The 13372-nt window shown below is 55.3% G+C and carries 9 protein-coding genes; 3 read left to right on the top strand and 6 right to left on the bottom strand.

The genetic code is table 11. From position 1 onward, the window contains the following. Positions 1-78: 78 nt before the first annotated feature. From N4Q37_RS13455 to N4Q37_RS13445, 3 genes are read right to left on the bottom strand one after another with little or no spacing between them, the layout of a single operon-like run. Entirely contained in the window at positions 79-975 is an 897-nt protein-coding gene (locus tag N4Q37_RS13455) for an AAA family ATPase (protein ID WP_260958492.1), read from the bottom strand. Next, the gene (locus tag N4Q37_RS13450; RefSeq protein ID WP_204123437.1) at positions 972-1466 is read right to left on the bottom strand and encodes an HORMA-1 domain-containing protein; all 495 of its coding nucleotides are present in this window, start codon (positions 1464-1466) and stop codon (positions 972-974) included. Before N4Q37_RS13450 ends, N4Q37_RS13455 begins: the two co-directional genes overlap by 4 nt. Beyond that, the gene (locus N4Q37_RS13445; protein ID WP_260958491.1) at positions 1463-2410 is read right to left on the bottom strand and encodes a CBASS oligonucleotide cyclase; all 948 of its coding nucleotides are present in this window, start codon (positions 2408-2410) and stop codon (positions 1463-1465) included. Before N4Q37_RS13445 ends, N4Q37_RS13450 begins: the two co-directional genes overlap by 4 nt. A 239-nt stretch (positions 2411-2649) precedes the next feature. Here N4Q37_RS13445 and N4Q37_RS13440 point away from each other — a divergent pair, with 239 nt between their 5' ends. The 3 genes from N4Q37_RS13440 to N4Q37_RS13425 all read left to right on the top strand — a co-directional run bounded on the left by N4Q37_RS13440 (position 2650) and on the right by N4Q37_RS13425 (position 6358). After that, positions 2650-3558, top strand: a complete 909-nt coding sequence (locus N4Q37_RS13440; protein ID WP_260958490.1) for a helix-turn-helix transcriptional regulator — start codon at positions 2650-2652, stop codon at positions 3556-3558. Positions 3559-3610: 52 nt separating this feature from the next. Continuing rightward, entirely contained in the window at positions 3611-5134 is a 1524-nt protein-coding gene (locus N4Q37_RS13435; protein WP_260958489.1) for a phosphorylase family protein, read from the top strand. A 699-nt stretch (positions 5135-5833) separates the two neighbouring features. After that, positions 5834-6358 (top strand): hypothetical protein, encoded by a 525-nt coding sequence (locus N4Q37_RS13425; protein WP_260958488.1) that lies wholly within the window; start codon positions 5834-5836, stop codon positions 6356-6358. 258 nt (positions 6359-6616) lie between these two features. Here N4Q37_RS13425 and N4Q37_RS13420 read toward each other — a convergent pair whose 3' ends face one another. The 3 genes from N4Q37_RS13420 to N4Q37_RS13410 are packed head-to-tail and all read right to left on the bottom strand — an operon-like array spanning position 6617 to position 13195. Further along, a complete protein-coding gene (locus N4Q37_RS13420) occupies positions 6617-8695 on the bottom strand; it encodes a hypothetical protein (RefSeq protein ID WP_260958487.1) in 2079 nt (692 codons plus the stop codon). Then, entirely contained in the window at positions 8692-12609 is a 3918-nt protein-coding gene (locus N4Q37_RS13415) for a hypothetical protein (protein ID WP_260958486.1), read from the bottom strand. The genes N4Q37_RS13420 and N4Q37_RS13415 overlap by 4 nt, the downstream gene beginning before the upstream one ends. Then, positions 12590-13195, bottom strand: coding sequence for a hypothetical protein (locus tag N4Q37_RS13410; protein ID WP_260958485.1), 606 nt, complete (start codon positions 13193-13195; stop codon positions 12590-12592). Before N4Q37_RS13410 ends, N4Q37_RS13415 begins: the two co-directional genes overlap by 20 nt. Positions 13196-13372: the final 177 nt, after the last annotated feature.

The raw sequence follows: 13372 nt of genomic DNA, 5'->3' as shown, positions 1-13372 counted from the left end.
CATCGAGCACCGCGTGCTGGCGACTCGATTGCTGAGCGCGGCTGAGAACATGCCCCAGCCGCGACGATGGATGAATCGCTACTTATCTTCCATGACAGGAGAGGGGCGAAGTGAGCTTATAGTGTCTTTCAAGTCCTTGAAGGTCAGCGCGCGATCGGGGTAGGCCAGCGACAACGCTGCAGGATAGAGACGGGTACGGATGTCGGAGTACGTCCAACCAGGCCGGTCGGCCTGTGCCCCGGTCAACACCGCGAGCTCCTGGAACTGGTTGTCCGTCAATCGCATACCTTGGAGATCCATCTCGAAAAGGGCCTTCCTCTCCTCTGAATCGGGCCTCCGGAATTCCTCGACGATGGCTGCTCGTCGCTGCAGAGCCGCATCAAGCACCGATAGGCGATTGGTGCACAGGAAGACGACCACGCGCCCGTTGTACTTACGCATCTCATCCACGCCTTGAATGAGCGTGTTCACGGCAACCTTGTCTTCATGATGGCTCTGGCTTTGAGAGCGGGACGCAGCAATGGAATCGCCCTCATCGATGAGCAAAATAGCTCGCCGGTTTTTGCCAGCTGCCTCGGCTACCTCCGCCCAAACTTGCGTCAAGAGCGTGCCCATTTCGCCAACTTTACCACTACCCCGTACACGGTTACTCAGCTTGAGCAGCACCGAGTCTTCCGTGCTCGATTCGCGCACAATGCGGTTAGCGATGCATTCGGCCATCGCCGTTTTTCCTGTGCCCACGTCACCATGGAAGATGACCATCGGGTACTGATCAGCGACCAGGCTGCAGATAGGAAGGACGCCGTGATGGTAGTCCTTGCTCCAGGCATCAAGGTGCCCAAGATCTAACAACAGCCGAAGCTGCTTGTAGACACGGTCGTACCGCTTGGAGAACCCAAGAAGTCCGGTCTCCCGGGCGGACAACTGACGATCCGGCAGCACCGTTTCGGTATCGAAAACACTGACTTTACTCATTGCCCGTAATCCTTGCGCTGCACGCCGTAACCATTACTGGAGTATTCACGACCGACCTTCGAGGCCAGTTTGCTGTGACTGATGTCCGCGCTGGAGGGCGACCACGGACGTTTGAATTTGGGCGTCAACTTTTGCTGGGCTGCGGCATCGTAGCGATTGGTATAAGACAATACGATGCGCAGATGCCCATCAGGGCATTTGGGCCACAAGCTATCACCAGGCCGCTCGTTGCTGAGCGCCCCTGACTCGGCGTCAATGGTGAAGCGTGCAGCCTTCAGCTCTTCATCGTTGGAGAGAATGGTTACGTCTACCGACTTTAGGTACCCGTCTTTCGCCAGCAGCTCAATGTCATGGGCCCACTCCCGGGCGCGCTCCTCGGTGACGGCGCCCGTGCTGGAAGCGATCATCATCAAGTCCATCCTCACCCGCCGCATGACGATCTCGATGTCCGCAACCGAGAACGTTTCTGTCTGAGTAGCCGTCTGACTCATGCGGCATCCTCCACGTTGAATTGCTTGCCGAACAGCTCTTTCCATACGTCGAAATCATCGTCCTCGGATGCAAGGTAAGCGCTCTCCCAGGATGATTTGGCGAGTGCGACGATTTCTTTGCGCTCAGCCTCGGTGATGCGGCTGGCGACATTGTTGGTGTTGCACACAGGATCCAGAATCACCACAGGGTCGTTGAAGTCCGGGTCAACCGCCCCATTTTCCGGAAACTTGATCACTTCCTTGAGTTGGGACTGAGCGATGTAAAGCAGGAAGTCCCGGAACCGTTTTTCCAATGAGCCTTCCTTTCCGTTGACCTCCAGGACATGGGCCATGATGAGTTCGATGGCGAACGATTTGAGGGTGCATTCAGAATAATTGCGCCACCGCTTGGCCAGGCGCACCAGGGTACGAAAGTCAGCATCCTCGTTCTTGCGATCAGCCACGAATTTGATCTGACAGGGGGCACAGGTCTCGACCTTGGAACCATCCACGCGATCGAACTGCCAACCGTAGCCCTCCTTGTTCGCGTTAGCGATCACGGGGACGATGTCGACATCGAGCCCTGTACCTTTGAAGGTCACAGTGGCCGCCTTACGCTGAATCACGAAATCCTCAACCGCCTTGTTCGGATACAACTCAATCAGCGCGGCGTGGATCAGATCACTCAGGCTCTGATAAGACTCCTCGCTCACGCTTTTACCGGAGATGTAAAACACCACATCCACGTCGACCGGGTTGTCGCTGCTCTTGCGCAGGATGGTGTGCTTGGCGAACGAACCCGCCTTGACCACACGCTCGATGGTGATCTTGTGTTGCTCGCGGATCTTGCTTCGCAACGCTTTGATGAGCCGGTCGACCTGGCCGTTGTAGATCTCCCGCTTGTCCTTGGGCAGGCGCAGCACGTTACTGTCGTAGCGTCGAATCTGTGCATTGTTCAATGGCATGACACTAGCCTCGATGATTGAGCTAACCATCACCCCTACCGCACGACCCCCGATGAGCCGGCCAGCGAGATGGTGGCAGGTGCACTAGTGCACCCATTTCACGGCGGCGCATGCGTGGAATTGAAGCCGGACGGAGGGTGCCCGGGGCCGACCGATTGCCATCTGCAGGTTGCTCGCGTAGCCTTACTATACGACTACTTTTTAGATGTAGTCTAGTTTTTATACGCACCGAGGTAACCATGATGACTGATGAACCCAATGTGCAGGGCAAGAACCCCGCAGCACCCGCACGCCCAGGCGCGCGCTGGGGTCAAGAGCGTCGTTTAGAATTTATCGATTACCGACTCAGGTGGGATGGACAGATCAACCGCAGCGATCTGACTGATTTTTTTGGAATTTCCGTACCCCAGGCATCCATCGACCTCTCCGAGTACGCACGCCTGGCTTCACACAACCTTGAGTACGACAATCGGACTCGGGTTTACAAATCGACGCCAGCGTTTACACCAGTTTTCGCATCTAGCGCACTGGAGCGCTACCTAGATGACCTCTTGAGGATCGCCATACAACCGGACATTCCCTATGGAAGTTTCCTCGGATGGCATGCACCCGTCGCCACCGTACCCCGTCCTGGACGCCGCCTGGATGCGGACACTGTAGGTCTGGTGCTGCGGGCGATTCGTCAAAAGCATGCGCTGTTCGTAACCTACCGCTCCTTGTCGACTCCCGAGCCGACTGATCGGAAGTTGACGCCTCACGCGCTTGTCCAGGATGGCGCTCGCTGGCACTTCCGAGCGTTCTGCCACACCAAGCACGAGTTTCGCGACTTTTCTTTGTCCCGCGTAGTCACTGCCCGTGACGCGGGCCCCGATGAGGATCGGGCGTCCGAAGATAGTCAATGGCACACGATCGTTAACCTTGTAATCGGCGCCAATCCGCGATTAAAGCCGTATCAGAAGAAGGTAATCGAATGGGACTATGCAATGCAGGACGGAGAAATCACGCTTCAGTGCCGGCAAGCCTTGACCTTTTACCTGCTCTACCATCTGAACCTGCAGGAAGAGAGGCCTGAAAACTCTCCTCTGCGACAACAGCTGACTCTGAAAAACCGCAAGAAAATAGAGCATCTGCTGCCGCCGATGAGTTGACCCATCGAGCAAGATGCCAGCGCCACCCCTTATCAGCAGTAGGAGCCTCTGGATGGCCAGCTTAGAAAAACAGTGCGTCCTGATCGCAGGGAGCATTTCAAAATCAACAGACCGCGCCCTGGTCGACCGGGCACATCATCTGGTTCGCGGACTGACAAAAGCAGCATTGGATGCGCAGGCGTCACTGGTCGTCTATCTGACCAGTGAGCCAAAGAACGATCATGGCGACCCCATGGTATTCGATTGGACGATAGCCCGCGAATTTGAGCAGCTGGCGGCGCTACAGGACACCAAAAATCGGTTGCACATCGTCACATCCCAACGCGCTTTGTATAGCAAAATGGATGACGAAGGCCGCCAGTTGATCAGTCGCCTTGTGGAACAAGATATCGCTCAGATTGAGTACGTCGATGACGATGTTGTCACCGGCGGCAACATTCGCGATGCCCAACTGGATCTGGCCACGGCCATGATCGCCATCGGTGGGGGCAAGGGCGTCATCGACCGTGCCCAGCGAGCGCTCAAACTGAAGCTTCCGGTTTTTCCGTTTGACATCGACGTCGGCGCGTTCAGCGAAGACGGCCCGGGTGCTATCCAGCTCCACCGCCAATTCACTCAAAACCCGACCGCCTATCTCCCACACACCGGTGAAAGCGTTCGACGCAAACTGCTCGGCTTGTCAGCGCAACATGCTCCGGCAGACCTGCAAGGCCTCGCCGACAAGACAGTGCAGCTTTTCGTCCAAGAGCGCATCGCTGCTGACGCAGCGGCAACTCCCGATGTGTTGGTGTTGACTGCATTACCCGTCGAGCTGGCGGCGGCCAAACATGCGCTAGGCGTTGATGACGACGATTTCGGAATACAAAGTCAGCATGGTATCCATGCCTGGAAGGTCAAGGTGGAAGGCCGCAACGGCCCACTCACCTGTCTCGTGGCATCGTTCAACGGTGCCGGCAATGCCCAGGCATCGGCCGTGACCTCGATGCTCATCTCTGAGTACCGCCCTCATGCAGTCTTCATGATGGGCATTGCCGCTGGCATGAGATCGAAACTGAAGCTAGGCGACGTGATCATGTCGGAACGCGTCGTTGCCTACGAGGGCGCCGCTGCACTGTCAGGCGGGGTCATGGTCGCTAGGCCCGACATCACCAAGCCCGAATTTCGTACTCAACAGGATATGGGCGCCTATCTTGTGCAAGGTTCCCGATTGGCGCGCCTCGCGCGCCACGCCGAGACCGTAGGACTGGTTTTCCCGGACTCATCAGCTGCAGGCGAAGTGTCTGCGGCTCTAAACCCGACACCCGTTACGATTGCGGCAGGGGAAAAGTTGGTACGCGACGAGAATCTCTTCAAGAAAATGCAAGAGCTGCATGGCAAGGTGTGCGTCGCTGAAATGGAAGCTCATGGGGTATTTGAAGCCTGTTCCAGACATGAAGTCCCTGCGCTGGTCATCCGAGGGATCAGTGACCACGGTGACCACCTGAAGGATGATGTGTTTCATGAAGTGGCATCGATGGCTGCAGCTGTAGTGACTGCCGATTACATTGCTCACGGACTTGTCTTGCATCGGAAGTAGGTGGGGAAGTACTGACGGCGGGCTTGAGATACCAGGAAAGCAAGCCCTGCCACCTCCCTGCCGCAACGCCAATAGACATGCCCCAGCGCAGACTCCACGCTGATTCGCAGCTACAGCCGCGTTCAATGAAGTGGTAGCCCAAGAACTGGGCTACCACTTGATCAAGCGGCTAGCCCGCGCGACTAACGAGAGCCGCAAATGAATTATGTTGAGCTGATCCGACGCCAAGCCGAGCAGGTATTTGGCAACAAGAGAAGGCAGATATCTGGTTGAGTCAGCCGAAAAAGCGTTCGGTAATGCTACTCCGTTGGCGTTCGCCAACAGTGAGGCTGGGCATCTGTCGGTCAAGGATGAGCTTGAAAGAATCAGTCAAGGGTACGCCTCGTAGGTGGCCCCCTTGATTGGCGGGAATCTTGATACCCGCTAGCCGCGCAACCGTCGTGGTCGGTAGCTGCCGGGCTTTATCCGGTCAGTTAAAAGCCAGGCGAAAATGTAATTCCCTGCTTACCGAGGGCATTGTCACCTTTACGTTGGCCTGGTACCCGCCTCTACCGTCGCTACAGTGTTGCCCGTCAAAGAATTCAGCCCTCCCAAACACTTTGAAAACTGAAGGGACGCTGGAAGGCTGGATCATATTCTTGCCCTCCTCGGTCATTTCGGTTTTAGTACGCCCCCTACCTTTTGCCCCCTAAGCCGCACATGACCACGCCCCCGATCACCCTCACTCCTGGCCAACCTGCCCGCTCTTGGCCACACCCGAACCGCCCACTGCCATTTGCCGACTACGACGATTACGACGATTACGACGATTACGACGATTACGACGATTACGACGATTACGAGGATAGCCCGCCTGAAGGCTGGAAGCTCGAGGACGTCGAAATTGTTTGGTGGACATTAGCGTCTCGGATGAGCAAAAAGGAGCTTCGGGTGAGGTTGGCAAAGGTGGTCGAGGAGAAGTACTTTCAGCGCCACAATTGCTTTCGATATATCCCCGTAGCGGATAATAAAGGTCGTGGCCGCTACCCTCGGGGAGTCATGCTGCTTCTGAAACAAATCCTGAAGCCTTACCGTGGGATGTTTGTTCACAAGGAATACAATGCGCTTCGCATTCAGTTAACGATATGGAACACGCTCACCCTGGCAGTACTTGAATGGTGTCCTGCTCAGTGGCTACCTGAACACCTGGTGGTTGCGAAACTGGAGATGGATTTGGGTTTGTGACCAAGCAATGGAAGGCTCCCATTCGCATCTAGATCTTCTTCATACCTGTAAATGTAGATGAGGCCGTGACCCGAATTTTGTTGAGTTCCAGTACATTGAATTGGCGCGTCAGCAAATGGAGAGACAACTGCTGGTTTGCCCCCCATTTTCCCGGAAGGCGCCCCCCTGTCGGAGCTCAGCCCCTAATCACCCTGCGCTTTCAACGATCCGACTGTACGCATCAGCATTGCGCCCAAGACCTGAAGGCTACGTGCAGTTCTAATTATGCAGACAGACTTCGACGATTTTCTGAAGAATTGAGGTTTTGGCCGACTCTCGAAGCTTCACGATGTCGTAGGTGAAGGTGGAGAAGAACAGTTCACCCAGCGGGTGATCCAACACGGGAAGCCGGGTACCGCAATCTCGTGTGAGCAAGGTGTTGTAGACCAGACTCTGCTTCTGGATCGTGTTGTTAGCAGACTTGTTGGAAGCTACAAAGAACCATGCGCCTTCAACGCCATTGTCTTGGATGAAGACGCTGTGGCGCTGTTTCTGCTTGGTGGGAGTCAGGTAATACGGTAGTGCAGCCGCTTGGATACCGACCTCCCGCGAGGGAGAAACGCCGCTGTCCTGGCGCACTTGGTTATCGAAAAGTGTGTTTCCGATTATGGAGGGAACGCGGCCCGTGTTGTATGCCGTTAGCCAGGCACCAGTGCTTTTGTCATGGATCAGGAAAGCCCCATCCCAGATAGCATCGAATGGTTTTTTGTCCTCTTTCCCGAAGACTGCAGCTAGCTTCTTGAACTCGTAGTTGAACTCTCCTCTCGAGGATTCGTCGTAGCGGCGGGAAGACTCGATTTTGATACTTTCACCTTCAACAAACACATCAAGAACCTGAATGTAGATGTTTTCACCACGATCCTTCCGACAGCTCATCAACTGTATAGACCGCGCGGGCAAGGACGCGCCTTCGATTCTCACCAGTTTGTCCCGGAAGATGCATTCCTTGAGCGCCAGCTCCTGCAAGCTCTTTTCAATCGACGCTGCCGACAGAGATTTGCCCGGCAACACGTTGAAACCCTGACAGATGCTGTCTATTCCTCCTGTGAAGCGGTGCAGCTTCACGGAGGTGTAGTAATCAAAGACGGCTTCCGGGCTGCGCTGCTTGCGCGCAAGCGCCTGCCAGAAGCTGTTGTGGGCCTCGTTGGCACTGGTGTCGAAGATGCTGGAGCCGTTCTTGCTACCCCCTGGTGTCTTGACCTTCTCGTTGACCACCAAATAATTCGTGGTGCCCACCTCAAGGTCTGTAGGTGCGGGAAGGCTCTCTGCGGTCAACACCTTGGAGGCACCGAATTTATCTGCAAGCTTAGAGGTGCTGCCGAGCCAGGCCTCATCGGTCGACGGCTTGGACGACGTATCGAGTAGCCAAAGTGGGTTTGACATCTTAGGGAGCCCTTCCAGGAAAGTCTTAACCTGGTGGGTTGCCTCGTAAACAACAGGCTTGAACTCGATGCCATAACGCTTCAACAGACGCTCTATTCGATTCAGGCAGTCTGTTTGATGGTAGTTGATGCTGTTGTGGTACTGATCGAAGGCCGTCGCGTTCACGTTGTTTGTGGCGAATGCCATGTAATTGCGATCACTGTCCGTAGTCGCATTGAGTTTCCGGGTACGCTGGAAGCGCTTCCCAGACCAATCGAACATGAGATTACCCGTTTCGCCCACCGGCAGGCTAATGGAGTCCTGCGAGAGAGAGCATTGCATCGTCACCCTGCTGAGCGTGAGCGCGAGTTCCTGCTCGGTGGAAAAATACAGGTCGTACTGCAGCGCATCGAAGACGTAACTGCCGTTTTTCATCGTGCGGCTGTGCACTAGCCCAATGTACAGATCCGCGTTGAACTCGACTGGCGCTATCTCGTAGTGCTTGTGAACGTCGCCGAGGAACGAAAGCTTGAGCTTTAAGTCCATGAGCGCCTGAATTGCGTAATTGGGGTATAGCGAGTGCTCAGCAATTACCCGGCGAACCTGACCAGGTTCTGGTGCCTGAATGCTCAGAAAGAGGAAACCGAACACCCCTTTTCTGCCACTGAATCTGCTGTAGTGCACCCCCGTCGAAGCAGGAACACCAAGCGTTTTGCGGATGAAATCCTTGATGGTGGAGTCGACCCGCTGATAGTACTCTGCGGCCTCCTCGCCATATTTCCTGGCGACCTCGACAACTGCTGCTTGAACGAAACCTTGCCCCTCCTCCGGAACCGACAAGCGCTCAATGATGCCTTCAAGATCACCGGACAATTTAAGCATGTTTGTGCGAGCCTTGGCGGCGGTTCCAGATTCCAAGACATTGAAAAGGGTCATTGCGCGTTCCTTAGCAGATGTACCAAAGTGGGGTTGATCATCAAGCGGTCATCGACACGGTGGGTTCGAGTTGTGCCTGTGACGGGGACATACTTGGTGATCATCTTGAAGGCGTTGAGGAAGTGGATCGACTCCCCGAAATTAAACTCACGCTCGGCATTCAGGTCGTTGTCGTCCGGTTGCGTGTTGACGTAAAGGAAGCGAGGTCGCAGGTTCAGGCGACTGCACAACTCGTACATTTCCTGCCTTTTGGTTTCCGCCCGGTGAAGGGTTTTGAGGGACAGCTCCTGGTTGTCCAGGGTGCCCGACCACCGCTTCACGTCAATGCAGATGAGGGTGTCTCCATCGTGAACGTAGGTGTCGTAGCGCTCGTACACCGCAGGGCCCAAAAGAGAGATTAACTGATCCAGATTCAGTGGCTTGACCCCGAGCGTGGAGAGCACCTTCGAAAAGATGAATTCCCCTACATTCCCTTTCAGGAGTGGAATCAGGGCGGGATTCGGTAGGTGCACATCAATCCCATCGCTGGCCATATTGCACGCCAGATTGATAATGCCGGGCCCTGAGTCATGGTCTTCACCATCGGTGCGCACGTAGTCCGGCACAAGCCACTTGCCGGGCTGGTAGACGGCATGCCCATGCAACAGGTCGCTCAGGTGATGGAAGCTTTCCAAGGTCGTGCAGACGGTGACCCTATCGGTCACGTCCCTAGGCAGGTAGAAGGTGCTGATGACCCCTTGGTAGTAACCTGAGGCCTTCAACAGCGGGGATGTCAGCAGCTTGCGTACGTACTTTTCTGGAGCGGTGATGCTCTCCTGCGATCTGAGCATCTCATTGAGCTCCATGGCATCCCGGTCACCTTCACGCGCGCTTCTGAGAATCTTGTTTCGGAATGCTCCGCTGAAGAAGTCCTCGATGTCACCAGCAGCCGCAGCGACGGTGGTGGTGAACTGCTCACGTTCTTCCTGAGTCGCGAAGCATCGGCTTTCTGCTTGTTGCAGGCAGAACTGCATGAGATTGTGATTCAGCAGAGAAAGGCTGTTGATGAGAAGGTCATTACCTTCTCGGCGAAGCCGGCTATACCGCACGATCAGGTCATCGATGACGTCACTGGGCAGGAATATTTCGGTATGGAGCAGAGTATCCCGCCGCTCTACTCGCCCTACGGCCTGGATGATCGCTTTGAGAACGGCCAGGTCATGTTCCTGGTTCAAAATGCGGCGGTTCTTGGGCTGCATAAGGTTCGAGTCGAACTCAGCTAAGCGTACCGCCTCGCTCTCCCCGGACGAGATGTGCTTGAGCAGAAGAATGTGGTTCTTGACGGTGTTGAGGCCGGTGTCCTTCTCGCGAATCGCGCTGTAGAAAGGCGTGTTGACCAACACGAGGCGGTCAAAGTCCTGGTGGAAATTGTCCTCGGCCCGCTCAACGAACAGGTTGAGGCCGGTACCAGCGCTGCCGTAGGCAGAGATCAAACAGATACGGGTGTCAGCATCCACCTTGAGATACTGATCAATGTCGACCTCCCTCGCCAGCTGGGAGCTGAAGAGAATGACCCTTATCTTGGTTTTGCCCTCAAAGGGCTTCAACTCAAAAATCTTATCCTGGTAGAGGCACCGCAGGCCCTTCAAGCGCCCCTCAATACCCTGCGCGAACAGGCTCTTGAAGAGCTCCGCGAAGCGATTGTTGAGCGATAGAACGAAGGTATTTTTCTCGTCCCAGGCTGCCATGAGCATCGCTTCGATCTGCCGGCGGTATGCAGACATCCGGTACTTGTTTTCACGATATCCAGGCGGTAGCAGGGAGTCTGACCAGAAGCGGTAGGTGCTTTTGAAGACGGGATCAATGCGCAGGCCGCTGATGTCGTCGGCGGACGTCTTATGGAAGGGCCTGACTTCCATGGTTCTGGCTTTCGCACGAGCAGTCCGGAGATCTGACATCGCGCCTACGTCAGCCTGGGAGCGCTGAACGACCCGTACATCAAGGTTACTGGATGGTGCTTCCCCATAGCGGGCGAGCATTTTCCTGGAGAAATTGCCGGAGTAGGAATGCTTGAAGCCTGTCGTGGCGCTGAGGCACATAGCGCTATTTTGCGTTCCGTGCAGGACACGAAACAGTTTGACCTCGGGGAGTTCCAGGATCAGATCGAGATGGAAGTCGACGAATACCCGGTTCTTCACCGCGTCGCCACCGAAGGGAATCTCGTCCACCTTAACCAGCGAAAACACAATTTTCGGGGCGAAGAACGTGAAGAAGGCGTCAACGAAGATTTCCGCGTCCTTGGCGCGGTCAAAAACAGAAGCCACGTAGGAACGATGTTGACGGGACTTCTTGATGAACTCAGACAGGGGGGCGTTCTGACTAGCATCCTCACCCAGCTCAAGCAGATGCCGCAGCGGGCTGTCCTGAGGAATCTTGGAGCATGCGTACAGAGCGCACAGCATGACCTGTAGGAAGTCATGTAGGGTTGGATCGGAGCATGGGGCGCCATCATCGAAAGACAGGCGGATCTCGCTTTTCCCGCATACAGATCGCATCCGGATTCGCTTCAGGGCGGCCTCGTTATAGAAACGCCTAGGCGTCAGGCTGAAGATATTCTGTGACAACGCAAGGATTTGCTCTACGTCGCGATTGTTGATCGTGATATGGCCGACATTCCCGGAGCACATCTGCAGGATAGAGTCCAAGCTTACGCTGGTTTCGCAATCCTCTTCGTAATGCCGGCGCAGATCTTTCATCAGCTCAACTGTTTCGTTGAACGCAATGGGCTCCTCGTCATCAGGGCCATACTTTGCCGAGATCATCTCCATCAAGCGGTGCAGGCCGGCAATGACGTGAGGCGGCTTGACCTTCTCGCTGACCAGCTTCTTCTTACTCTCTTCAAAAATTCGGTCGTAGCTGTCGTGCTCTTCATCGATGACGAGGTTGAAGGTGATGCCATGCGTCTTGAAATAGTTGGATTCGTCAGGGACGAAGAAATCTTCAATCAAGTAGGTGATTTGCTCGTCATGGGACAAGCTGCAGGCGGCTCCGATCGGGGCAATACTCTCCTCTTCAGCATTGGTGGGTGGGCGCTTGGCTCCTAGAATTTCTTCGAAGCTAAGCTTCTTGATGTTCGGCTCTCGCTTTTTGTCGAGATACACGATGAACGCGCGCTTCAGAAATCGGGCGGTGGTGGCAATGAAGATCGTTGGCCCCACCTTGGCCCGTTCAAAAGGCAAAACGTGATCGACAACCTGGATCTTCGCTCGCTCTCGATCATTACTGGCGCGCAGGAAGCGCTCTTGAGTGGTCACGAATTCGAAGCCGACCTTCTCCCGGATCACCGCCTTGGCCAAATCCTGTAACGCATGGAGCAGGCGTTGTTTTGCAGCATCAATTCGACGCTCCAGCTCGGCTTCCCGCAGATAGTCGGCAACCTCCGACTTCAGGTACCGCGCCTGTTCAGTCTCCGTTGCTTTGAGTCCACTGGTCGCGTTGCTCAGTTCGTTAACAGTCTCGTGGTAATAGTCGGAATAGAGGGCCTTCGCCCAGCTGGCGTACAGGTCTTCATTGCGCACCTTTGATACCCAGCCGACGAAGCTGAGGTCAGACAAATCCCGCTCCGCAAGGAAACTCAGAATGCTGACGCCTCGCGCTGCTGCCTTATCCTGAGTTGCCTTGGAGACATCTATCTGCGCCTTGTGCGGGGTAATGAAGAAGAGGTTGCGATGGCCGCCGCGTTCGTCACGTTCTGCTGCGTGCTCGATGAATTGATCGAACACGTTGTACGACTTACCAAAGCCCGTACCATCATTGGCAAAGCTTACTGAGGGGTTAGGTTTGGCATTTCCGTTGAAGAACGGCGCCAGCCGCGCCCGGTGTGAGTTGATCTCGTCGCTGAGCGCAGCACTGATACTACCGTTCTTGGTGTTCATTGGCGTCCTCAGCATGCTGGCAATTTAATGCTTGTCGAGTTTGCCGAGGGTGCTTCCAAACTAACTGGATTGCAAGCGGGATCATGGGTCGCCTATCGATGGGGACAAGTGAAAGGTTTCTAAGAGGCAAGGATCGCGAGTTTTCTGGGCTGTCAGCGCCAGCAAAGGTGCCTGCTAGCATCTCTTCGACCTTGCGCCAGCGAGCCACCAGTGGATGTGGATCAACCTGGCTTTCAGGTACCGGCACTTTGGGAGGTGGCGGCGCTTCATTCGTGGTTTTGGCGGGCGTCGGAGGAAACAACGAGCGGTCGAGGACGTGAAATGACACTACCTGGTCGGAAGTCGGTGGTGCTGGCTTCTTGGGACTTTTTTCCTCTGGTTTTGTCCAGTGACCGCGCCGAGGTACGGCAATACCAGCCTTTCTGCAAGCCTTGCCAAGCGCGACATCAGAAACGCCAATCTCACGAGCGAGCTTCAGGACTGGCGTAGACCAAACCTTTTCGAACAGCTCAAGGGCCGGGGAAGACACCGTTTTGTACATCAGCCAGCCTCCCACCAGCTCCACAGATTGCTCAGCGTAGGACATGCCACTTCGTTTTACTCGCAGACATCCCCGCGAAGGGTCGATGGGCTGGCGCGAGCTCGCCAGAAAAGGAGTTTAAAGGGCCAGAATCTTGCTGGATTCGTGTGTCTCAGCACTGCTATGCGTGCCTTTATCGGCACTCAAAAGCGCAATGATGACTATTTCGAGTATGTGGGTTGG

The organism is Pseudomonas citri, assembly GCF_025336485.1.
Lineage (GTDB): Bacteria > Pseudomonadota > Gammaproteobacteria > Pseudomonadales > Pseudomonadaceae > Aquipseudomonas > Aquipseudomonas citri.
This window is presented reverse-complemented; position numbering and strand designations above follow the sequence as displayed.

What these genes read in the sequence shown, in the direction of transcription:
- N4Q37_RS13445 (WP_260958491.1), bottom strand. Translation starts at nt 2,410, where the DNA reads ATGCCATTGAACAATGCACAGATTCGACGCTACGACAGTAACGTGCTG.
- N4Q37_RS13440 (WP_260958490.1), top strand. Translation starts at nt 2,650, where the DNA reads ATGATGACTGATGAACCCAATGTGCAGGGCAAGAACCCCGCAGCACCC.
- N4Q37_RS13425 (WP_260958488.1), top strand. Translation starts at nt 5,834, where the DNA reads ATGACCACGCCCCCGATCACCCTCACTCCTGGCCAACCTGCCCGCTCT.
- N4Q37_RS13450 (WP_204123437.1), bottom strand. Translation starts at nt 1,466, where the DNA reads ATGAGTCAGACGGCTACTCAGACAGAAACGTTCTCGGTTGCGGACATC.
- N4Q37_RS13435 (WP_260958489.1), top strand. Translation starts at nt 3,611, where the DNA reads ATGGCCAGCTTAGAAAAACAGTGCGTCCTGATCGCAGGGAGCATTTCA.
- N4Q37_RS13420 (WP_260958487.1), bottom strand. Translation starts at nt 8,695, where the DNA reads ATGACCCTTTTCAATGTCTTGGAATCTGGAACCGCCGCCAAGGCTCGC.
- N4Q37_RS13415 (WP_260958486.1), bottom strand. Translation starts at nt 12,609, where the DNA reads ATGAACACCAAGAACGGTAGTATCAGTGCTGCGCTCAGCGACGAGATC.
- N4Q37_RS13410 (WP_260958485.1), bottom strand. Translation starts at nt 13,195, where the DNA reads ATGTCCTACGCTGAGCAATCTGTGGAGCTGGTGGGAGGCTGGCTGATG.
- N4Q37_RS13455 (WP_260958492.1), bottom strand. Translation starts at nt 975, where the DNA reads ATGAGTAAAGTCAGTGTTTTCGATACCGAAACGGTGCTGCCGGATCGT.